The organism is Pseudomonas sp. GW821-FHT09C08 (genome assembly GCF_059418125.1).
Map to the genome: position 1 here is coordinate 327,083 of NZ_JBWKPG010000001.1, position 21,387 is coordinate 348,469.

Genomic DNA, 21,387 nt, shown 5'->3' on the forward strand with positions numbered 1-21,387 from the left:
TCGCCATGGCTTCCGTAAATGCCTCCCACGACGATGACGATGATGCCGCCGTCGACAGCATCAACATCACGCCCCTGGTGGACGTGCTGATGGTGGTGCTGGTGATGTTTATCCTCACCGCCACCGCCCAGGTCTCGGGCATCCAGATCCACCTGCCCAAGGCCAGCGCCTCGGTGTCGCTGTCGGAGGCCAAGACCAAGGCGATCTCCGTGAATGACGGCGGCCAGGTGTTCCTCGACGCCTACCCGGTGACCCTGGGTGAGTTGGAAGAGCGCCTGCGCATCGAGAAAGCACTGAATCCGGACTTTCCGGTGATCGTGCGCGGCGATGCGCTGGTGCAGTACCAGAAGGTCATCGAAGTGCTCGACCTGTTGCGCCGGCTGGAGCTGTCCCAGGTCGGGCTGGTCACCGGCAAACCGAGCCAGGGTTGAGCCATGACTGCACAGATCCCGATTGCGCCGTTGCCGGTGAAGAAGAAGCCGCCCCTGCGCCCGTTGAAGTGGGGCGCCGGGTTGTTGCTGGGCGCCGTGGCTGCCTGGTTCCTGTGGCAGTGGGCCAATGACATGAGTGGCGTACGCCGCGAAGCACCGAAGGTGCCGACGATTATCCCGCTGCCGCCACCACCGCCGCCGCCACCGGAAAAGCCCAAGGAGCCCGAGCCCAAGGTCGAGGAAAAAGTCCCGGAGCCGGTGCCCAGCCCGGAACCCGAAGAGGTCAAGCCGGCCGAGGAAGCGCCGCCGTCACCCAACGAAGACCTGGCCAACCCGATGCAGATCGATGGCGACGCGCAGTCCGGCACTGATGGTTTCAACATCGGTGCCGGCAAGGGCGGCGGCATGGCCGGCAGCGGTGGCGGCGGGCTGGGGACCGGTACGTACAAACAGTACCTGGCCGGCACCTACCAGCGCTTGATGCGCGAAGACCCGGCGCTGCGCAAGAAGGCCTTCTCGATACAGATAGACCTGTGGCTGGGCGCCGATGGACAGGTCACCAAGGCGCTGGTGGCCAAGTCCAGCGGCGATGCCGAGACCGACGCGCAGATGCTCGCCTTGATCCAGGCACCGCGTGCCACCCAGAAACCGCCGGCGTCGTTGACGCTGCCCCTGCGCCTGTCCCTCAAGGGCCGGCGTCCGGATTGATCGACACCTTTTATCCACGGATTTTTACAGGAGTTGCGTACACATGATTTCCCCCGTGAATCGACTGACCCTGGCGGTCGGCATGGTCATCGCGACCCTGGTCGGCCAGGCGGCGGCAGCCCCGGTCGCCCCCTCGGAAAACGTCACTATCAACCTGATCCGCCTGCTGGTGCAGCAAGGCGTGCTGACCCAGGACACCGCCAATGGGCTGATCGCCCAGGCCGAAAAGGAAGCCCAGCAGGCCCGTCAGGCAAATGCCGCGCCGGTGGTGGCCGCCGGCCCCGCGGCAGCACCGGGTGATGTGCGGGTGCAGTACGTGCCGCAGGCGGTAAAAGATCAGATTCGTGACCAGGTCAAGGCCGAGGTCATGGCCACCGCCAAGCAGGAAAACTGGGCCCAGCCCAATACGTTCCCGGACTGGGTCTCGCGTATCACCTTTGACGGCGACATACGCCTGCGCGATGAATCGCGGTATTTCTCGGGCAACAACAGCAATGAAATCGTTGACTACGCGAAGCTCAACGACAGCGGCCCGTACGACACCAACAAAGACACCAACACCAAGTTGCCGCCGCTGCTCAACACCACCAAGGACCGCGAAAACCTGTTCCGCCTGCGCGCCCGCCTGGGCATGAAGGCGGTGATTTCGCCGGAATGGACTGCCGGTATCCGCATCGGCACCGGCTCCGACAATAACCCGGTGTCCACCACGCAGACCCTCGGCGGTGGCTTCGGCAAGAAGGACATCTGGCTCGACCAGGGCTACCTGAGCTGGAAGGCCACCCAAGACGTGACCCTCACGGCCGGGCGCTTCGCCAACCCGTTCTATTCCACCGACATGATGTATTCGGGCGACCTCAACTTCGATGGTATCGCCGCCAATTTCAACCATGCCCTGAACAGCGAATGGGGGCTGTTCGGCACCCTCGGCGCGTTCCCGGTGGAGTACACCTCCGACTCGGCCAGCAGCAACGGCTTCGACAAGGAGGACAGCGAAACCAAATGGCTGTTTGGCGGGCAGATCGGCGCCAACTGGAAGCTCAACCGCGGCAACAGCCTCAAGGGTGCGGTGGCGTACTACCACTTCGACGACATCGAAGGTAAACGCTCCGGCGCCTGCGAACCCTGGGCCGGGCAGCCGGCGTGTGACAGCGACGGCTCGCGCCTGGCCTTCATGCAAAAGGGCAACAGCGTGTTCCTGCTGCGCGATATCACCCCCAACCCGGCCACGCCCGGCCTGACCCCGCAACCGCAGTTTGTCGGCCTGGCGTCCAAGTTCGACGTGCTCGACCTCAACCTGGCGTGGGATGCCGAGTTGCCCAGCGACTTCAAGCTGCGCACCCAGGGCAACTTCATCCACAACCTGGCCTACGACAAGGGCGAGATGCTCAAGCGCAGCGAAGGCGAGATCGTCAACAACATCAACAGCAAGGGCCAGTTCGAAAGCGGTGGCAACGCGCTGATGGTGCAGATGACCCTCGGCAGCGCGCTGGAGATGCGCAAGCGCGGCGACTGGAACGTGCTGGCTGGCTACAAGTACATCCAGCCCGACGCCTTGCCTGACGGTTTCAACGATTCCTCGTTCCACTTGGGCGGCACCAACGCCAAGGGCTATTTCATCGGCGGCAACTACGGCATCGACAAGAACATCTACGCCAGTGCGCGTTGGTTGAGCGCGTCCGAAGTGTATGGCGCGCCGTTCGAAGTCGATGTGATGCAACTGGAACTCAACACGCGCTTTTGATGCGCAGGGAGATGCCACATGAACACGCGAATCTGCGGGCTGTTGTTGCTGCTGGTGGCCAGCGGCGCCTGCGCCGAAGGCATGGAGGAACGCCTGCGTACGCAACTGCGCAGCACCACCCAGCAATTGCAGGCGCTGCAAAGCGAGCAGGCCCAGGCCAGTGCGGCGCGTGTCGCCGCTGAGGCCCAGGCCAAGCAGGCCCAGGCGCAAATCAAGCAACTGACGGCCGAGCTGGAAAAGGCCCGTGGCACGGCCGAGCAACTGGCCGGCCAGCAACAGAATCTGCACAGCCAGGCGCAAGCCCAGGTCGCGGCCAGCCATGAGCAGATCGGCAAGTTCAAGAAGGCGTATGAGGAACTGCTGGTCCTGGCCAAAGGCAAGGAAGCCGAGCGCGCCCGCTTGCAGGCACAGTTGAGCGAACGTGACACACAAGTGCAGCAATGTTCAGTCAAGAATCAACAGATGTACGGCGTGGCGCAGCAACTGCTCACGGCCTACGAAAAGATTGACGTGGCTGAGGTGATGAGTATTCGCCAGCCCTTCGCCAGCAGCGCGCGGGTCAAGTTCGAGGAACTGGCCCAGGGCTTTGGCGACGATCTCTACAAGAGCCGTTTCGATGCGCCCCAGGCGGGCGTCAACCATTGATCACAAGGAAGAACCGCACATGAACGAATTGATCACCAGCGTCACCCCCCAGAGCTTCACCGAGTTGTTGCAGGAAGCCGGCTACCGGGTCAACCAGAGCGAACAGAACGGCATCGTGCAACTGCTCAGCGCCAGCCAGGGCATCGGCTTTGCCGTGCGCTTCGGCAACCCGGCGGCTGAGCAGGGCGGCTACGTGGACTTCACCTACAGCTGCGCACTGCGCGTGCAGGGCGAGTTGCCCGAAGGCCTGGCCCAGGTGTGGAATGCCTCGCGGCGCTTTGCGCGGTTGTCGCTGCAGGGCGAGTTCTTGCTGATGGAAATGGACGTGGTGGTGGCCGGCGTCGGCGCCACGCACCTGCGCAGCCAGCTGGAGTTGTGGGACCGCTTGCTGCAGGAATTCATCGTCTACCTGCGTGAATACAGCCAGCAGGCCGCGCAGTTGCAGGCCCAGGCTGCGGCGGTCGGCGAAGAGGCACCCGTCCTGTGAAGAAGCCAACCCTGATGGTCGGCGCCGGCGCGTTGGCGGTGCTGGTGGTGGCCGTGGCGCTGTGCCTGCGTCCGGGCAGCGACCCGGTGGCCGCCCAGCAACCGGCACCGCTGCTCGATCCGGCGCCGGCCGGGCCCGCGGTGGCGCGCCTGGGCAATCAGCAGATCGACCTGGTCGAACTCAAGAGCGTGCTGGCGAGCCTGCCAGCCGAGTCTCGCGAGCAACTGCGCGGCAACCGTGGCGCGCTGGAAACCTGGATTCGCTCACGGCTGGCGCAAAAGGCCGTGCTCGAACAGGCCGACGCCCAAGGCTGGCGCCAGCGCCCGCAGGTGGAGCAGCAGACCCGCGCCGCCACCGAGCATATCGTGTTCCGCGACTACATGCTCTCGGTCAGCCAGGTACCGGCGGACTACCCCAGCGCGGCTGAACTGCAGCAGGCCTACGACAGCGGCAAGGCGCAATGGGTGACGCCGCCGCTGTACCGGGTGAGCCAGATTTTCCTCGCGGTGAATGACCCGCAAAACCTCGACACGGTGCGCCGCCAAGCCCAGGAACTGAGCCGCCGGGCACAGGCCGCGCCGGGGGATTTCGCCGCCCTGGCCAACCAGTTTTCCCAGGACCCCGAGACTGCTGCGCGTGGCGGTGATTCGGGCCTGCAGCCATTGCAGCAACTGGTGCCCGAGGTGCGCGGCGCGGTGTCGCGGCTCAAGGTCGGCGCGGTATCGGACGCGGTGCAGAGTGCGGCGGGCTTTCATGTGCTCAAGCTCACCGGCCAACAGCCGGCGCGCACCGCCAGCCTCGACGAACTGCGCGAACGCCTGACCCAGGCCCTGCGTGCCCAACGTCAGGAACAGATCGCCAAGGCCTACCTGGAAGGCATGCTCAACACCGCGACCTTGAGTATCGACGGTGCCGAGTTGAACAAAGTGCTGGAGTAACCCGCGACCACCCGCATTGGATGCACCGACCGACAGACAGGGAGTCTCACATGGCATTACTGGAACCGTCCGGCCAACAAGGGCCTTCAACCTATCGCGCGCCATCCGAGTCACGTGGCGCCTGGCTGGCCCTGGCCGCCGAGATCGATCCGGAGGTGGCGCGCTACTTCCTGGTCAGTGCGCGCTGCGGCTGTTTCATGCAGGCCGCGCGCAGCTTGAATATCAAGGCGACGCTGCTGCGCAAGCGCCTGGCGCAACTGGAGGAGCACCTGCGCCATGCGTTGTTCAGTTATCAGGGCAACGGCCTGGTGCTCAGCCGCGACGGCTTGCAGTTGCAGGCCCAGTTGGTGGCCCTGGCCCACGAGCGGCGCCTGCCGGTGCTGGAACAGCCACTGATTCGCCTGGCGGTGGCCGAGCCGATCCTGCACGACATCCTCGGCCGTGACCTGATTGCCTTGCTGCGCCGCAACGCCAGCGTGCGCCTGGAGATCATCTCCCTCGACAGCCAATTGTCCCTGCAAGCAGTGGACGTCGATGTGGTGGTGTGGCTCTCCGACACCGACGGCCCGGTGCCCGGCCCGAGCTTCGCCACCGAACCGCCACGGGCCCTGGCCCGCCTGGAATATTTGCCGCATATCGCCAAGCGCTATTCGCGCCTGACCACGCGCCCGGACAGTGTCGACGACCTGAATGACTACATGCTGGTGCAATGGCAACCCGATGCACAGGTCGACGCCCTGCAGCCGTGGAACCAAGTGGTGGAGCAACGCCTGGCGGCGGTGGTGCAGGTGCAGGCTTATTCGCTGATGCTGGAGATGATCCGCTGCGGCGCCTGCATCGGTTTGCTGCCGCACTACATGAGCAGTTTCGACCGTGGGCTGGTGGCACTGCCGGGGTTGCTGGCCGACAGCATGCAACGCCAGGTGTGGCTGGCGGTGAATGCGCAGGTACAGCATGCGCAGGCGGTGCAGATGATTGTCGAGTTGATCGTCAGCACGTTTGAAGGGCGGCGGGAGTGGTTTGGCTGAGTGTTTGTCCGTTGTCCGTCCAGCGGCTGCTGGCGGTCGCGCGCTCACAGCGGGTGTGCCTGGTGGATCGAGGTGCCTGCATCGCAGGCAAGCCAGCGCCCACAGAAAGGCTGATCAGCGTTGCAACACGCCACGAAAGGTCGCACTCAGGGCCCGCAAGGTTTCCCGCGAACGCGTGTCGCTGATGCGGCTATGGAGCACCACCTCACTCACGGCCAAGGCCGGCAAGCCGTATTGCTCGCTCACCTCTACCGCTCCGGCCGGGGCCACGCGGTGGGCGAGGGCAGCGACGCCCAATCCGGCGGTGACTGCCGCACCCACGGCCATCACCCCGCCACCGACAAATACCTCGGTCCAGTCGATACACGCCGCATCCAGCGCGCGCGTCGCCAGGTGCCGCACGCCGCAGGGCGTGGCCATGGTTGCCATGCGCAGCGGCGTGCCGGGGCGGTGTTGCCAGGTGGGCGCGGCGAACCAGCCAAAGCGTTCCACCGCCAACACTTCGCCGTCCTGACGCTCGCCCTCATTGCGCACGATCACCGCGTCCAGCTCATTGCGGTCGAAGGCGGCCACCAGGTCGCGGGAGGACGCGATACGTACTTCAAGGATCACCAAAGGGTCATAGGCGGCCAGGCGGCTGAGCCAGGTTGGCAGGTCGGGACCGGCCACATGGTCGCTGATGCCGATCACCAGGCGCCGGGGCGCTTGGCTGCCCATATCGCCCAGTGCGCGTTCGTGGGCATTGAGCAGGGTGCGCGCGGCGACGATAAAGTGCTCGCCCTGCGGTGACAGCCGCACATGGCGCGGCGTGCGCTCCAGCAAGCGATAGCCCAGGCGTTCTTCCAGGCGCTTGAGCTTGAGGCTGATAGCGGCCTGGGAGGTGTCGAGGGCTGCGGCGGCGCGGGTGAAACTGGCGAAGTCGGCGACCAGCACAAAGGCCTGCACGGTGTCGATATCCAGCGGTTTTGGCGCGTCAGTCATATCCAATCCTTATCGCACATATATCGGCTGATATCTTGTTGAAATCATCGGCGCTGCGCAAGCTCAACCCTCAGCTTGCACGGGAGCTTTTTCATGTTTGCCAAACAGTATTCACACCGCTTGCCTGCCGACTACGACATGGTCGTGATCCGCCGCCGCGCCGCGCAATTGGGGCCGTTGTGGGATCACGCCGAGGGGTTGCTGTTCAAGGCGTTTATCGCCCGGGAGCACGCAGGCAAAGTGTATGCCTCGGTGTATCTATGGTCCGACCCACTGCAGGCCGCCGATTTTCTGCTCGGAGAGCGCTTTCAGAAGGTGCTCGACAGCTTCGGCCGTCCGTATATCGAGAGCTGGTTGCCGCTGGATGTGCAACGTGGGCCGGCGCAGACCGCGCTGAGCCTGTACCGCGAGGACTGGGCGTTGGAACCGGGGGCGGACAGGGCGGCGATCCTGGCCGAGGAGAAAAGTCGCAACCAGCAGTTGGCGGATAGCGGCGACACCTTTGCGGTGTTCCTCGCGCTGGATGTGCAGGCCTGGCGACTGGTACGGATCACCTTGTCGGCCAAGGCGCTGGAGGTGGACCATCCCGGGACGGGCTACCAGGTGTTTTACCTGGCCCATCCCGGGATTTGACTCAGGAGTTGAATCGGGCTTTTGGCTGGCTGAGCTTGCGCTCGGCCACCGCTCCGAACACCAGGCCCAGGGTGGTCCACAGCACCAGCTGGATGCCCAACGAGGCCACGCGGAATTTCCACAGCAGCACGGCCGAGAATTGCTCCGGCACTTCGTTGATCACCGGGAACAGGCTGCCGGCCACTGCGACGATCACGATGTACAGCGCCACGCCGAGGATCGCGCCGCTCCACACGCCACGGCGGGCAATCAGCTTGCGCGCGGCGTTGATCGCGATCACGGCCGCCGCCACCGACACCAGCAGCATCAGGAAGAACAGCTTGGTGCGCTGTGCAATGGTCTGCGGGTCCCCCACCGAAGGCGGGTTGGCCGGGTATTTGAGCCCGGGCACCAGGATCAGCGTCACAAAGGCCGCCAATGCCAGCAGCGCCGCCAGGCCGCGCGGGCCGACCTTGCCGATGCGGCCCAGGGCGTAGGCGAACACCAGGGCGAAGAGGCCACCCAGGGACACGCTGTAGACCACCACGCCGGTAAACAGGCCGAAGGTACTTTGCACCTCGCGGCTCACCAGTTCTTCTTCCGGCGCATCGCCGTGCATTTGTGCCATCTGGTCTTCAAAGGCGATGGCCTTGTCGATCTGCGGCTCGCCGAAGGCCTTGGCGAAACCGAAGGCCAACACGCCGGCGAGCAGGCCCACCAGCATCCCGCGTACGAGTAATTGCCCTGTCATGGTGTGTCTCCCTTATGAATTAATGGCAGGGGAAACCCAGCAGGTGGCGACCGTCGTGCACAAACTCGTGCACGTACATGCCCTTGAACACCGCAGTGGCGCCTTGCTCGGCACCGACGAAGTAAATCGCCAGCATCAGCAGCAGGCCGCCGAAGATCGCCCAGGGCAGGATTTCGCCCAGCGGGATCGTCGGCACATAGACATCAGGATGGGTTGCAGCAGTGTTAGCCATGAGAACCTCCAGGGATGACGCGTCCCGAAATGGATAGCGAAGGGGCTGAAACAGGGTCTGGCTTACGGCTATTGGGCCGAATACAGTGGCGCGACCGCGCCGGAATCGAACCGGCTTCCTCTTTCATGTTCGTTGTAACATGTTGAAACAACTTTGCCAGTCTACGCTGACTGCGCGCTGAAACAGAGTGAAATTGTGATGCAGGCCACCCGTCTGACCCTTATCTGCCATGCCATCACGCCGCTGCAAAAGCAGGGGCGCTTTCCCGATGACGAATCGGTGGCGATGGACTGGCAAGCTGCCGCGTCATCGCTGGCCGGGCGCTACCCGAAAAACCTGCGCCTGCTCTGCGCCCCCGAGGCTCGCGCCCGGCAGACGGCGGGTTTGTTCGGCAGTGCGCCGGTGATTGAAGAAGCCCTGCGCGATGGCAACTTCGGCGATTGGAAGGGCCAGGCCATCAGCCAGTTGGATCATGGCCAGTTGCAGGACTGGATGACCAACAGTGCCAGTGCGCCCCACGGTGGCGAGTCGGTCGAGCAGATTTGCGCACGCGTGGCGCAGTGGATGAAAACCCTCGAAACACAGCCTGGGCACGTAGTGGCTATCACCCATCCCTTTGTCATCCGCGCCGCGATGCTGTACGTGTTGCAGTTGCCCGTCGCGATGTTCTACCGGATCGACGTCGAGCCACTCTGCGCCACCGAACTGCGCTTCAACACTGTCTGGCGCCTGCGCCTGGAAACTCACGCCTGGCCGCATGAACATGGCAAAATCCACGCCCCGCACTGAGAGCAACCCATGAAACGCATCCTGATCATCGGCATTGGCGCCGGCAACCCTGACTACATCACGATGCAGGCCGTGAAAGCGCTGAACCGCACCGACGTGTTTTTCCTGATGGACAAGGGCCAGAGCAAGGACAAGCTGATCGACCTGCGTCGCGAGATCTGCGAGACCTACATCACCGAGCCCGGCTACCGCTTCGTCGAGGCCGACTGCCCCGAGCGTGTGCGCGGGGATATCGACTACACCACGGCCGTACAGGACCTCAACCGCGACAAGCAGGCGACGTTCGAACGCATGATCAATGAGGAAATGGCTGACGGTGAAGTCGGCGCTTTCCTGGCCTGGGGAGACCCGGCGCTGTACGACAGCACCATTCGTATCCTGCAGGCGATCCTCGCCAGTGGCCGCTGCCACTTTGAGTTTGAAGTCATCCCCGGCATCACCAGCGTGCAAGCCCTGGCGGCCCAGCACAAGGTGGCGCTGAACCGCATCGGCAAGTCCGTCGAAATCACCACCGGGCGCCGTTTGGCCGCAGGGCAGGCGAGTGATGCCGATACCCTGGTGGTAATGCTCGATGCCGAAGATTCCTACCGCAGCGTGGCGGATCAAGGCCTGGATATTTATTGGGGCGCCTACCTGGGCACGCCGGATGAAATCCTGATCAGCGGCAAGGTCAGCGAAGTGGCTGGAGAAATTGAACGGGTGCGCAAGGCGGCGCGCCTGGAGAATGGCTGGATCATGGACACTTATTTGTTGCGCAAACCCTGAGGTAACGTCCCATGCTCAAACTGTTTGCCCTGGCGCTGGCCCTGGTGGCCGGTGCCGCCCAGGCCGATACCAGCCTGCATACCGATTTGCCGCTTTCATACCTGGAACAGACCCAGGGCGATGCGCGCAACCAGCCACTGGTGATTTTCCTGCACGGGTTCGGCAGCAACGAGGAGGACCTGTTCGGCATCAAGGACGCGCTGCCCTCCACTTGGACCTACCTGTCGGCCCGTGCGCCGATGCCGGTCGACCCGCATGGTTTTCGCTGGTTTACCAAGACCCCGGGCGACGGCGAGTACAACGGCGAAACTGCTGATTTGCAGCGCAGCGCCAAACTGCTCGAAGACTTCGTGACCCAGGCCACCGCCAAATACCACACCCAGAGTGACCGGGTGTTCCTGGTCGGTTTCAGCCAGGGTGCGATCATGTCCTACGAGGTGGGCTTGCGTAAGCCTGCGTTGGTGCGTGGGATTGCAGCGTTGAGTGGCAGCGTGTTGCCGGTGCTCAAGGCCGAGCTGAAGCCGGATGAACGCCTGAAACAGCTGGCGATCTTTATCGGCCACGGCACCCTGGACCAGGCGCTGCCGTATACGTCGGCGACGCGCGCGAATGAGGTGCTGACGGGGTTGGGGCTGACGCCGGAGTTTCATGGCTATCCGGGCATGCCGCATACCATCAGCGAGGCGGAGGTGCAGGACCTGAAGGTTTGGCTGGAAAAAAGCCTGAACTGACGTTGGCTAAGTGTGGGAGCTGGCTGGCCAGCTCGCACATTTGTTGGTGATGTCAGGAAGATCGGCTCACTTGCCGCCGGTGATCTGCTTCACCAACTCCGCATGCCCCTTCACATCATCGGCCCGCGAGATGGCCTGGATCACCAGCAAATGGTTGCCCGAACCGCCGAGGAAAGTGGAGTTCAAGGTCTTGCCGCCGCCCTGGGTGGCGGTGCTGTCCACCTGGCGCAACCCCAGGCCCTTGAACGTGAGTTTCTTCTCGCTGAGTTTCTTGAAGTCGGGCAGTGCAGCGGTCTGGTCCTTGACGAAGCCGGCCACGGCGCCGTCGAGGAACTGCGTGTCGTTGTCCTGGATGGTAACTCCGTCGTTACGCACGGTTTCGGCGACGATCACCACGCTTTTCGTGGTCTGGTTGGCGTACATCGTGCCTTGGGTGTCGGCGGTGCCATCTTCGGCCTTGCCGGCCGGCAGGGTGTCGGCGACGTAGGCCTTGGGCAGGCTGAAAGTGAACTTACCGCCCAGGGTGGAGAGGGTTTGCGTGGCAGGCTTGGCAGCAGCGAAGGCGCTGCCGGCGGTAAGCGCAAGGGCCAGCAGTACGGCGGTCTTGGTGAAAGTGGCCATGAAGCGCTCCAGGGATGAACGAAATTGCGGCATATTCTGTCAGAAATTTCGCAATATCGTTCATCCGAAGCCTTACACCTTGTCGGACTCCTCCTCGAGCCGATCCATCTCAAACAGTCGCGCCAGTTCTGCACGGGCTTCCTGGGCGGTCTGCATGACCTTGGCCGCATCGTCGTACACCGCGTGCTGGGCGGCGAGGACTTGCAAGTCGTGGTTTTTGAAACGGGTGATGCGCGCATCGGCCTGGGCCTGGCTCAAGCCCAGGCCCACCAGGGTACGGCGGCTCATTTCCAGGCTGGAGTAGAAGGTCTCGCGCACCGGTGAGGCATCCAGGTCCACCAGGCGGTGCACGTGCTGGCGGTTACGCGCGCGGGCGATGATCTTCATGTGCGGGTAGAGGCTGCGCACCAGCTCGGCGGTCTTGATGTTGATCTCCGGGTCGTCCATGGCGATCACGAAGAATTCCGCCTGGTCGACCTTGGCGGCATGCAGGATTTCCGGGCGTTGCGGGTCGCCATAGAACACCGGCATGCCGCCGAAACTGCGGGTCAGCTCGATGGTTTCCACCGAAGTGTCGAGGGCGATGAACGAGATGTTCTGCGCACGCAGGATCCGCGCCACGATCTGCCCCATGCGGCCCATGCCGGCGATCACCACGCGCGGTGCATCGCTTTCGATGGTGCGGTATTCCTCGGGCACTTCCACCGGCTTGACCTTGGGCTTGAACAACTTCGGGCACACCAACAGCAGCAGCGGCGTCACGGCCATGGACAGGGTGATGGTCAGCACCAGGATGTCGTACAGGTGCGGTTCGAACAGGCCCTGGTCGCGACCGATCTTGAACACCACGAAGGCGAATTCCCCGCCTGCCGCCAGCACCACGCCCAGGCGCAGCGCGCTTTCGCGGTTGAGATCACCGACCATGCGGCCCACGGCGTAGAGCAGCGGCAGCTTCAGACCGATCAGCAGCAGCGTCAGGCCGATCACCACCAGCGGCGAGCTGAGCAACAGGCTGAGATTGGCGCCCATGCCCACGCTGATGAAAAACAGCCCGAGCAGCAGGCCCTTGAACGGCTCGATCTGCGATTCCAGTTCGTGACGGTACTCCGAGTCCGCCAGCAGCAGGCCGGCGAGGAATGCGCCGAGGGCCATGGACACGCCCACCAGTTCCATCAACCAGGCGGTGCCGATCACCACCAGCAACGCGGTGGCGGTGGAGACTTCACGCAGGCCGGTCTTGGCGACGATGCGAAATACCGGCCGCAACAGGTAGCGGCCGCCGATGATCACCACGGCGATGCTGCCGAGGATCTGCAGCACGTGTTGCAGGCCCTGGGCCTCGGTGGTCGGATGATCGCTGCCGGCCAGCAGCGGCACCATGGCGATCAGCGGGATCGCGGCAATGTCCTGGAACAACAGGATGGCAAACGCCAGGCGCCCGTGGGGCTGGTTCAGCTCCTTGCGCTCGGCCAGGCTCTGCAGGCCAAACGCGGTGGACGACAGCGCGAGGCCCAGGCCCAGCACGATCGCGCTGTTCCAGGGCTGGCCAAACAGCCACAACGCCACGGCCCCCATCACCAGGCCGGTCAACAGCACCTGGGCCAGGCCAACCCCGAACACCGCCTTGCGCATCACCCACAAACGCTTGGGCGACAATTCCAGGCCAATGATAAACAGCAGCAGTACCACGCCCAGCTCCGAGAACTGCGCCACGCTTTGCGGATTGCCGACCAAACCCAGCACGGAGGGGCCGATGATCACACCGGCAAACAGATAGCCCAGGACCGCGCCCAGTTGCAGGCGTTTGGCCAGGGGCACGGTCAGCACGGCGGCGAGCAGGAACACCACGGCTGCTTGTAACAGGTTGCCTTCATGGGGCATTGCGAACTCCAGGATCTTCAAAACCAGTCAACAGGCGGGTATTAGAGCGCTTTTTACATTTCGATAATTGTGTTTTTGCAGCGAGCCATCGTGCACGGGGCGCCATTTCTATTGCGCAAGCACCATTCCGCCGCCACCCGGGAAGGATGTACAAACAATTTCCCGAGGTTGGCGGGTGGCAGCTCATCCGGTTTATCTACTAGTTTTCAGGCTCTTGAGTTTATATTCCTTGGATGGCATATTTGCATGGGCTGGGAAATTGAATACACGGATGAATTCGGGGCCTGGTGGGAACATTTGGGTGAAAAAGAGCAGGTTTCGGTGTCGGCCAGCGTTGATCTGCTGGGCCTCTTCGGGCCGGGTTTGAGTTTTCCCCACAGCAGCGACATCAGGGGCTCTCGGCACGGCAACTTGCGAGAACTGCGCATCCAGCACGCGGGGCGGCCTTATAGGGTGTTGTACGCGTTTGATCCGCGACGATGTGCGTTGTTACTGATGGGCGGTGATAAGACCGGGCAACATCGATGGTATGAAACGCACGTCGCCGTGGCAGAAAAGCTGTACGACGTGCATGTAGAAATATTGCGTAAAGAGGGCCGTAACCGTGGCTAAGAAATTCGCCGAACTCCAAGCTCGCATGACGCCGCAGGCGCGTGCCGAAGCCGAGCAGTTGCTTGAGCAACACCTCAAGGAAATGCCGCTGCACGAACTGCGCAAGGCTCAGCAGTTGAGCCAGGAAAGCCTGGCGAAAATATTGAATATCAACCAGGCCGCCGTCTCCAAAATGGAAAGGCGCACCGACATGTACATCAGTACGTTGCGTGACTACATCCGCGCGATGGGCGGCGAGTTGGAAATTATCGCGACGTTTCCCGACGGCCAGGTCAAGATCGAAAACTTCGCGTGCTGAAGTCCAGCAGGGTGTTTGGCAATCGCCAAGGCATGCGCCGGGTATGCGTTAAAGGACTACTCTCGTGAACCAGCTTCTCGCCATGCGCGCCTTCGTCCGTGTGGTCGAGACCGGCTCATTCAGCCGTGCGTCCGACCAGTTGGGATTGCCGCGCTCCACCGCCAGCAAGTTGATCAACGACCTGGAAATGCACCTGGGCATCAAGTTGATGCACCGCACCACGCGCGCGCTGGCGCCGACGTCCGAAGGGCTGGAGTATTACCGCTATGCCCGGCGCCTGGTGGCAGAGCTGGATGAAGTCGACAGCGCCGTGCGCGGGCAAACCCTCAAGCCCAGCGGCCATTTACGGGTAGACGCACCGGCGTCGTTCGCCAATTGCCTGTTGATTCCGGCGCTGGTGGATTTTCACCGCGAGTATCCCGATATCACGGTCGCCCTGGGCATCAGTGATCGCTCAGTGAATATCGTGGGGGAGGGGGTTGATTGTGTGATCCGCGCCGGCAAGCTGGAGGACATGGCGATGATCGGTCGCAAGGTCACGGACCTTGAGTACCTCACCTGCGCTGCGCCGGCTTATCTGGAGCGCCGAGGTGTACCGGTGTCCCCGCAGTACCTGGCGCAACATCACCATAGCGTCGGCTATTTCTTCGCCGGCTCGGGCAAGCCGGAGCCGTTGATTTTCGAGCAGGGCGACACGCGCATCGAGGTGGAAAACTGCGCGTTTTCCACCAACGAGGGCAACGGCCTCAAGGAAATGCTGCTCGCCGGCCTGGGCGTCGGGCAGCATTTCAAGGCAATCGTGCAGCACTACGTAGACACCGGCCAACTGGTCAGCGTGTTGCCACACTGGTCACGCCCGGCCACACCGCTGCATATTCTTTACCCGCCCAACCGGCACCAGAGCGCGCGGCTCAAGGTATTCGCCGATTGGGTGATGGGTACGTTCGGGGTCAGGGAATGATCGCGGTCACGCGGATTTCCACGCGCATGGTCGGCAAGCCCAGCGCTTCGACGCCCAGTTGCGTCCAGATCGGCGCATGGTTGGGCATGTACTGGCGGTAGTGCTTGACCATCGTCTCGTTGACTTCGGGCGGGAAACCGCCGACGTGGTAGGAGTTGACGTGGATCACGTGCTCCCAAGTGGCGCCGGCGGTGGCCAGGGTGCGCTCCAGGTTGTGAAACGCCTGGGCGATTTCCTCGCCCAGGTCGGCGGGGATCTGCAATTCATCGTCCCAGCCGCCCTGGCCGGAGGTTTCCACGCGATTGCCGATCTTTACCGCTTGCGAGTAGTGCAGGTGCTCGCGCAGGTAGTCGCCATAGCCTGGGGTGACAAAGAATTCGGGCGTGCTCATGGTGTTTCCTTGGGTTCAGTACAAGACCGGACCCAGGCTAGAGCACTGGATGGGCGAACAAAATCCCGAATTCATGCCATGACTATCTATCCATATGCACAATCGGCTGCGGCTCTACAGGTGCCAGGTTCGCCGGCTTGCGATACAGCCCCACGGCCAGCCCGGCGATGATGATGCCGATCGAAATCAGGTTCGGCGTGGAAATACGCTCGCCGATAATCAGCATCGAACTGGTGATCCCGAACACCGGAATCAGCAATGACAGCGGCGCCACGGTGGACACCGGGTACAGCTTGAGCAGCGAGTTCCAGCCCCAATAGGCGAAGTGCGTGGCCAGGTACACCTGGAACAGGATGGACAGGATCGCCGTCAGGTCGAGGCTCGCCTGCAGGCTTTCGAACGGCGCACTGCCGTGCATCAGCCAGGCCGTGAGAAACAGCGGGATCGGTGGGATCAGGCTGGCCCACACCATGAACGAGAAGATCTCCTTGACCCCGGATTTCTTGATGATCACGTTGCCCACGCTCCAGGCCACCGCGCTGAGCACGATCAGCATGACCCCGAGTACCGCGTGGTTGCCTTCCTGGGTGGAGATGATCCCCGCCAGGCCGATCAGGGCCAGGAGTGCACCGAGCATCTGCGCGCCACGGATTTTTTCCTTGAACAACACAAAGCCCCAACCCATGGTGAAAAACACGCTGAGCTGAATGATCAATGAGGCAATGCCGGGGCTCACGCCCACCTGGATCCCGTAGTTGATCACGCCCCACATGCCCAGCCCGAAGATAAAACCGTAGGCGGCGACATAGCTGAACTTCACGGCCGGGCGCTTGATGAAGAACACCAGCGGCAAGGCGGCGAGGGCGAAGCGGATACCCGTGAGCACAAACGGATCGATCGAGCGCAGGCCCAGTTTAGTGATGGGGAAGTTCACCCCCCAGACCAGGGTGACGAGAACGGCGAGTGACAAATGTTTTTTCAGCATGGACCCTCCTTGGGTCAGGCGACGCACCGCAATCGCGGTGCGCCGCGTGCAAATCAGTTCAGGGCGAAGCGTTGTTGCATCAGGCACAGCCCGGCCATTTCCATCAGCAGGTTGTCGGCCGAAGCACGTTGGGCCGGCGACAGGCTGGGCAGTGTAGCCAGCAAGGCGCGCACTTTACGCGGATCGAAGAACGGTACGTTGCTCAAGGCCGGGCCGCTCAGGACGTCGTGGATCATTTCGAACAGCTTCGACTGCGGGCTGTCGGATGCCGGCGGCGCGCGGAAGTACTGTTTCTTGCGATCCAGCACCGCCTGCGGCACATACGGGCGCATGGCTTCGCGCAGCGCGTATTTCTCGGTGGCGCCGCGCACTTTCATGTTCACCGGCAGGCGGCAGGCGGCTTCGATCACCTGGTGGTCCAGCAGCGGCGGGCGGCCTTCGAGGCTGCCGGCCATTTCCATGCGGTCGCCCAGCGAGGTAAGAACCACGTTTGGCAGGCTGGATTTGGCGACCATGTACAGCGAGCGGTTGACCGGCTCCCAGCCTTCGAGCGCGCGGGGGCTCAGACGGTCGTAGAACTGGCGATAGGCATCCACGTCGCAGAAACGCTCGCGGAACTCATCGGTATACAGCTGCGCCAGCGGGCCGAACAACGCGGACTGGGTCTGCAGCCACGACACGCCGTGGCCGAGTTCGTCCTGCACCCACTTCACGTCATTCTTGCCGCCGGGCAGGTAGCGATCTTCGCTGCTGTGCAGGCGTCGGGTGAGTTCGGCGATCACCGCCGGGTCCTGGTGTTCGTGGTTGTACAGCAGCATGTCGCGGCGGTAGTGCGGATAGCCGCCGAAGACTTCGTCGGCGCCTTCGCCGGTCAGCACCGCGCGCATGCCCTGGCCCTGCACGAACTTGCACAGCAGGTACTTGGCCACGCTGTGGGCGTTGGCGAACGGCATCTCGGCGTGCCACAGCGCGTTTTCGAAGTTGTCCGCCATGTCAGAGGAGTTCACGGACAACACGTTGAGGTGGGCGCGGTTATGCCGGGCAGCCACTTCGGCGTATTGGCGTTCGTCGTAGGCCTGCTCGCCCTCGAAGGACAAGTGGAAGGCCTGCAGGGGCTGGCCGCTCAGCTCGGTGGCGATGCCCAGCATTGCCGAGGAGTCCAGCCCGCCGCTCAGGCAGACGCCGACCGGTACGTCGGCATGCAGGCGCAGGCGTACGGACTCCTCGATGGTGCTGCGCAGCGTGTCGATGATCTCGGTTTCACTGCGCTGCTCGGTGGCCTGCGCATCGGGGAAGTCCCAGTCCCAGTACTGCTCGGTCTGCAGGCCGCTCTCGTCGGCGATGATCCAGCAACCCGGCTTGACGCTGCGAATATTGTTGAACAGCGTACGGTCGCGCAGGATAAAGCCACGGCTGGCGTAGGCTTCGTGGTCCCACTGCGCCGGCACACCGGCTGCCAGCAGCGCCTTGATTTCGGAGGCGAAGTACCAGGCGCCTTCATGCTCGGTGTAGTACAGCGGCTTGACGCCGACCCGGTCACGCACGGCAAACAGCTTTCTGCGCAGGCGATCGAAGATCAGGATGGTGAACTCGCCGCGCAGTTGCTTGAGCCCGCGCACGCCGTGGCGGCGGTACAGGTGCATGGCGATTTCGCTGTCGGAGGAGGTCTTGAAGCGGCAACCGTAACCCTCCAGCTCTGCGCGAATGCGCTGATAGTCATAGAACTCGCCGTTGACCATCATCACCAGGTCGCCTTCATCGGCGACGATCGGCTGGGTGCCATTGCCCAGCCCGACCAGGCCCAGGCGCACATACCCGAAAGCGGCCTGGCCCTTGGGGTCGAACCATTGGCTGGAGCTGTCCGGGCCACGATGATGGATGGCGCGCAGGGCTGCATCGAACATGTTCGGGTTGAACGCACGAGGGTGTTTGGCAAAGACGCCAATGTATCCACACATAAGATTTACTCTATTGAATTTGTATTGGTCAGCGGCACGCTGGTGTTCAAACGGTGGTTACCGGTTCCGGCATCAACTGCAACTCAGGCAGCACCGAGGCTGGGTGTATGCCAATCGAGTTGAGGATCTCGGGCATGGCCGAGTAGTCCGCTTCACCGGTCTCGATGAATTGGGTGGGCAGCAGCAGCGAGCGATCGCCGAACACTTCAAGCAGTTGCGGCAGGATGATTCGCCACGCGGAAATCTCGCGCATCGGGAAAATCCGGATCGAGTTGGCGATGCCGCGGGTAAACAAGGTGGTTTGTTGCGCGGTGAAGTCGCCGACCACCTGCTGCACGAACAGCGGGAAGATGTGCTTGTGCACCAGCTCGTCTTTTTTGTGCAGGGCCACGACGTGACGGAACACCGGTTGGATCTCGGGTGCGTCGCTGAGGTCGGCCAGGTAGTCGCTGATGAAGGTCTCCGACACCAGCGAGAAGGCCAGGCGGTAGATCTTGAAGTCCGCCTCGGACATCGTCGCCTGGGCCTGGCTCAAGTGGCGGGTCAATTCCAGCTCCGGCCATTTGATGCGCATGCCGCGCTGGGTAATCGCCAATTCACACATGTTGATCGAGAACAGTGTGTGGTAGGCCTCATCCGCCAGGGTTTCGGAAATGGTCGCGGCGCTGGCTGAGCTCAGGCGCGAGCCCAGTTGCAGCAGGTCGATGCAGGACGGGCAAATGATCTCGGTTTCGATGGCGATGGTTTTCTGGTTGTAGATCACCCAGCCCGCCGACAGGATCAGCAGTTTCAGCGCGTGGGGGTAGTGCTGGTAGTGCGGGTCATGGGCGAAAGGTAACAGGGCCTCGAGAAAGTCCGGGGCCTGCAGGTCGAGCTGAATATCCGGGCGTTGGGAATCAAGCTTGATCTGTGCGCGTTTGTGCCAGCTGCGTTCGATTTTGATCAATCGTTCATCGGCGGCGTCATTGCTGCGATAAAGATCGTCTTGAGTGCTGTGCTGAAACATGGTTTCACCGGGTTGATAGTGAGTTGTGAAGGCCATCCATGGTTTGCCGAGGAAGCTCGGCAACATTCACGACCGCGAGTTACACCGCCGGGGCGGTCTGGATCTTGTCCTTCTTGCGATCCAGGAAATCCGCCAGGCGATCCTGTGTGCGGGTGTCGGAGGACACCACTGCAGCAATCAAGGCTTCTGTCATCAGGCCGTCCTGCTGGCTCTGATCCACGATACGTGGCAGCACGTGGGTGACCGCGTAGTTGGTCATGGGCAGGTTGCCGGCGATCTTGTGCGCCAGTTCAGTCGCCTTGAGCACCGCCTGGCCGACCGGGACCAGGTACTGCGCCACGCCGCGCTCGTAGCTTTCCTTGGCATAGAGCGTGCGGCCGGTGAGCATCATGTCGGTCATCAGGGCGATGCCGGCGATGCGCGGGAAGCGCACCGAGGCGCCGACGCCCACATACAGGCCGCGCATGGCTTCGGGCAGCGAGAAGAACGCGCTGTCATCCACCACGCGAATACTGCAGGCCGTGGCGATTTCCAGGCCGCCGCCGATGGCCGCACCGGTAATGGCGGCCACGACCGGCACCTTGCCGAACTGGATCAGTTCAAAGGTTTTATGCCACTCACGGAAGGCCTGGACATTGTCGATCACCGATTGGTCGCGGATTTCTGACAGGTCCAGCCCCGTGCAGAAATGCTGGCTGGTGCTGTAGAGCACGGCGGCACCAATGCCTTCAGGCAGGTTGCTGAAGGTCTCGCGCAGTTCATGCATGACCTCGAGAGACATGGCGTTGCGCTTCTGCGGGCGGTTGAGGCCCACCATCAACACCGCGCCATCTACTCGTACGTCCAAGTAGTTTTTGATCGTCATTTTCCGAGTATCCCTTCGATATGAACCCAACTTGGGGAGCAACGATTCTAGGTGGCAGAGTAATGGCCCGCTTGCTATGTCAGGTCATACTTTGACAAAATCGGGCCATGCCGCCGACCTTCACTTTTTCTCCTTACGAACTCGACAGCCCCGAAGCGGTGGTGACGCTGCGGGAGTACCCGTCCGGCACGGTGTTTCCACGCCACACCCATCGTCGGGGACAGTTCGCCTATGCCTCGACGGGGGCGCTGAAGATGTTCACCGACCTGGGTAACTGGGTGGTCCCGCCGCAACGGGCGATCTGGGTGCCGGGCGGGGTGGCGCATGAGATGCACATGCGCGGCGATGTGGTGATGCTCAACACCTACCTGGACGACGATGCGGCCGAGCGTGCCGGTTTGCAGGATTACTGCCAGGTGTTCGGGGTGTCGCCGCTGCTGCGGCATTTGCTGGAAGCGGCGTTGGCCATCGGGCCGTCGGCGTCGCCGAGTGTCAGGGACCGCTGCGTGCTGACCCTGTTGATCGACGAGATCGGCGCCATGCCCGAGCTGCCGCTCAGCGCGCCATTGCCCTCCGAGTCGCGCCTGGCCCGTTCTTGTCAGCGGTTTCTCGAAGCGCCGACGCAGAAAATCTCCATCGGCGAAATGGCCGATTGGTCGAGCATGAGCCGGCGCACCTTTACGCGTAACTTCCGGGAGTGCACCGGCATGACCTTTGTATCGTGGCGCCAGCAGGTCTGCCTGCTGGAGGCCACGGCGCGGCTCAGTCATGGCTCGTCGATCACCGATGTGGCCTTCGAGCTGGGTTTCAGCAGTTCCAGCGCATTCACCTCGGTGTTTCGCCGCAACCTGGGGGATTCACCGGCGCGCTACCTGGCCAAATCCAAGGCGGCGTCGATGTTCTGAAAGGAGGAGGGTGCCAACCTGGCGCCTTTCCCCCCAGCGGTACGGCGTTGAGTCTCACCCTT

25 protein-coding genes and 1 riboswitch are annotated in these 21,387 nt (G+C 62.8%); of the genes, 15 read left to right on the forward strand and 10 right to left on the reverse strand.

Annotated features, from left to right (window positions below; all coding sequences use genetic code 11):
* Positions 1-5 precede the first annotated feature (5 nt).
* Genes AC07OJ_RS01390 through AC07OJ_RS01420 form a run of 7 tightly spaced genes read left to right on the forward strand, consistent with a single transcriptional unit; the run spans position 6 to position 5,981 of the window.
* On the forward strand, positions 6-431 hold the full coding sequence (locus tag AC07OJ_RS01390) for an ExbD/TolR family protein (protein WP_065905942.1): 426 nt from the start codon (positions 6-8) through the stop codon (positions 429-431).
* A 3-nt stretch (positions 432-434) separates the two neighbouring features.
* Positions 435-1,139, forward strand: a complete 705-nt coding sequence (locus tag AC07OJ_RS01395; RefSeq protein ID WP_106804352.1) for an energy transducer TonB family protein — start codon at positions 435-437, stop codon at positions 1,137-1,139.
* A 43-nt stretch (positions 1,140-1,182) separates the two neighbouring features.
* Positions 1,183-2,883 (forward strand): putative porin, encoded by a 1,701-nt coding sequence (locus tag AC07OJ_RS01400; protein ID WP_213552502.1) that lies wholly within the window; start codon positions 1,183-1,185, stop codon positions 2,881-2,883.
* Between the two features lie 18 nt (positions 2,884-2,901).
* Complete coding sequence (locus tag AC07OJ_RS01405) at positions 2,902-3,528, forward strand: DNA repair protein (RefSeq protein WP_065905950.1); 627 nt, start codon at positions 2,902-2,904, stop codon at positions 3,526-3,528.
* A gap of 19 nt (positions 3,529-3,547) precedes the next feature.
* Positions 3,548-4,015, forward strand: coding sequence for a YbjN domain-containing protein (locus tag AC07OJ_RS01410; protein WP_495093731.1), 468 nt, complete (start codon positions 3,548-3,550; stop codon positions 4,013-4,015).
* The gene (locus AC07OJ_RS01415; RefSeq protein WP_495093732.1) at positions 4,012-4,953 is read left to right on the forward strand and encodes a peptidylprolyl isomerase; all 942 of its coding nucleotides are present in this window, start codon (positions 4,012-4,014) and stop codon (positions 4,951-4,953) included. The genes AC07OJ_RS01410 and AC07OJ_RS01415 overlap by 4 nt, the downstream gene beginning before the upstream one ends.
* A 50-nt stretch (positions 4,954-5,003) precedes the next feature.
* Entirely contained in the window at positions 5,004-5,981 is a 978-nt protein-coding gene (locus AC07OJ_RS01420; RefSeq protein WP_106804348.1) for a LysR family transcriptional regulator, read from the forward strand.
* A gap of 114 nt (positions 5,982-6,095) precedes the next feature.
* Here AC07OJ_RS01420 and AC07OJ_RS01425 read toward each other — a convergent pair whose 3' ends face one another.
* The gene (locus AC07OJ_RS01425; protein ID WP_495093733.1) at positions 6,096-6,962 is read right to left on the reverse strand and encodes a LysR family transcriptional regulator; all 867 of its coding nucleotides are present in this window, start codon (positions 6,960-6,962) and stop codon (positions 6,096-6,098) included.
* Between the two features lie 93 nt (positions 6,963-7,055).
* Here AC07OJ_RS01425 and AC07OJ_RS01430 point away from each other — a divergent pair, with 93 nt between their 5' ends.
* On the forward strand, positions 7,056-7,595 hold the full coding sequence (locus AC07OJ_RS01430) for a DUF4865 family protein (RefSeq protein ID WP_495093734.1): 540 nt from the start codon (positions 7,056-7,058) through the stop codon (positions 7,593-7,595).
* Between the two features lies 1 nt (position 7,596).
* Here the strand turns inward: AC07OJ_RS01430 and AC07OJ_RS01435 are convergent, their stop codons facing one another.
* Both AC07OJ_RS01435 and AC07OJ_RS01440 read right to left on the reverse strand, forming a co-directional pair.
* On the reverse strand, positions 7,597-8,325 hold the full coding sequence (locus AC07OJ_RS01435) for a CbtA family protein (protein ID WP_495093735.1): 729 nt from the start codon (positions 8,323-8,325) through the stop codon (positions 7,597-7,599).
* Positions 8,326-8,344: 19 nt separating this feature from the next.
* A complete protein-coding gene (locus AC07OJ_RS01440; RefSeq protein ID WP_065905961.1) occupies positions 8,345-8,557 on the reverse strand; it encodes a CbtB domain-containing protein in 213 nt (70 codons plus the stop codon).
* Between the two features lie 32 nt (positions 8,558-8,589).
* A riboswitch (cobalamin riboswitch) is annotated at positions 8,590-8,719 on the reverse strand.
* Positions 8,720-8,755: 36 nt separating this feature from the next.
* Between AC07OJ_RS01440 and AC07OJ_RS01445 the strand changes: the two genes are divergently transcribed.
* The 3 genes from AC07OJ_RS01445 to AC07OJ_RS01455 are packed head-to-tail and all read left to right on the forward strand — an operon-like array spanning position 8,756 to position 10,842.
* Positions 8,756-9,346 carry a histidine phosphatase family protein gene (locus AC07OJ_RS01445; protein WP_065905962.1) on the forward strand — a complete coding sequence of 197 codons (591 nt, stop codon included), beginning with the start codon at positions 8,756-8,758 and terminating at the stop codon, positions 9,344-9,346.
* 9 nt (positions 9,347-9,355) lie between these two features.
* Positions 9,356-10,111, forward strand: coding sequence for a precorrin-6A synthase (deacetylating) (gene cobF / locus AC07OJ_RS01450; protein ID WP_120448236.1), 756 nt, complete (start codon positions 9,356-9,358; stop codon positions 10,109-10,111).
* Positions 10,112-10,122: 11 nt separating this feature from the next.
* Positions 10,123-10,842 (forward strand): alpha/beta hydrolase, encoded by a 720-nt coding sequence (locus tag AC07OJ_RS01455; RefSeq protein WP_495093736.1) that lies wholly within the window; start codon positions 10,123-10,125, stop codon positions 10,840-10,842.
* A gap of 66 nt (positions 10,843-10,908) precedes the next feature.
* Here AC07OJ_RS01455 and AC07OJ_RS01460 read toward each other — a convergent pair whose 3' ends face one another.
* A complete protein-coding gene (locus AC07OJ_RS01460; RefSeq protein WP_065905967.1) occupies positions 10,909-11,463 on the reverse strand; it encodes a DcrB/PsbP domain-containing protein in 555 nt (184 codons plus the stop codon).
* A 72-nt stretch (positions 11,464-11,535) separates the two neighbouring features.
* Positions 11,536-13,344: a monovalent cation:proton antiporter-2 (CPA2) family protein gene (locus AC07OJ_RS01465; RefSeq protein WP_065905969.1), complete on the reverse strand. Its 1,809-nt coding sequence runs from the start codon at positions 13,342-13,344 to the stop codon at positions 11,536-11,538.
* Between the two features lie 246 nt (positions 13,345-13,590).
* On the opposite strand from AC07OJ_RS01465, the gene AC07OJ_RS01470 reads away from it, so the two are divergent.
* The 3 genes from AC07OJ_RS01470 (at position 13,591) to AC07OJ_RS01480 (ending at position 15,215) form a co-directional block, all read left to right on the forward strand.
* The gene (locus AC07OJ_RS01470) at positions 13,591-13,956 is read left to right on the forward strand and encodes a type II toxin-antitoxin system RelE/ParE family toxin (RefSeq protein ID WP_495093737.1); all 366 of its coding nucleotides are present in this window, start codon (positions 13,591-13,593) and stop codon (positions 13,954-13,956) included.
* The gene (locus AC07OJ_RS01475; protein WP_065905971.1) at positions 13,949-14,254 is read left to right on the forward strand and encodes an XRE family transcriptional regulator; all 306 of its coding nucleotides are present in this window, start codon (positions 13,949-13,951) and stop codon (positions 14,252-14,254) included. Before AC07OJ_RS01470 ends, AC07OJ_RS01475 begins: the two co-directional genes overlap by 8 nt.
* Before the next feature lie 64 nt (positions 14,255-14,318).
* Entirely contained in the window at positions 14,319-15,215 is an 897-nt protein-coding gene (locus AC07OJ_RS01480) for a LysR family transcriptional regulator (RefSeq protein WP_495093738.1), read from the forward strand.
* On the opposite strand, the gene AC07OJ_RS01485 is transcribed toward AC07OJ_RS01480, so the two are convergent.
* From AC07OJ_RS01485 to AC07OJ_RS01505, 5 genes are all read right to left on the reverse strand, one after another.
* Positions 15,205-15,606, reverse strand: coding sequence for a RidA family protein (locus tag AC07OJ_RS01485; RefSeq protein WP_495093739.1), 402 nt, complete (start codon positions 15,604-15,606; stop codon positions 15,205-15,207). The genes AC07OJ_RS01480 and AC07OJ_RS01485 overlap by 11 nt on opposite strands.
* An 82-nt stretch (positions 15,607-15,688) precedes the next feature.
* Positions 15,689-16,591, reverse strand: a complete 903-nt coding sequence (locus AC07OJ_RS01490; RefSeq protein ID WP_065905977.1) for an EamA family transporter — start codon at positions 16,589-16,591, stop codon at positions 15,689-15,691.
* Between the two features lie 53 nt (positions 16,592-16,644).
* Positions 16,645-18,549 (reverse strand): asparagine synthase (glutamine-hydrolyzing), encoded by a 1,905-nt coding sequence (gene asnB / locus AC07OJ_RS01495; protein ID WP_495093740.1) that lies wholly within the window; start codon positions 18,547-18,549, stop codon positions 16,645-16,647.
* A 46-nt stretch (positions 18,550-18,595) separates the two neighbouring features.
* A complete protein-coding gene (locus AC07OJ_RS01500) occupies positions 18,596-19,555 on the reverse strand; it encodes a diiron oxygenase (protein WP_262134333.1) in 960 nt (319 codons plus the stop codon).
* Positions 19,556-19,634: 79 nt separating this feature from the next.
* The gene (locus AC07OJ_RS01505) at positions 19,635-20,420 is read right to left on the reverse strand and encodes a crotonase/enoyl-CoA hydratase family protein (protein WP_065905983.1); all 786 of its coding nucleotides are present in this window, start codon (positions 20,418-20,420) and stop codon (positions 19,635-19,637) included.
* Positions 20,421-20,527: 107 nt separating this feature from the next.
* Here AC07OJ_RS01505 and AC07OJ_RS01510 point away from each other — a divergent pair, with 107 nt between their 5' ends.
* Entirely contained in the window at positions 20,528-21,325 is a 798-nt protein-coding gene (locus tag AC07OJ_RS01510) for an AraC family transcriptional regulator (protein ID WP_065905985.1), read from the forward strand.
* Positions 21,326-21,387 lie beyond the last annotated feature (62 nt).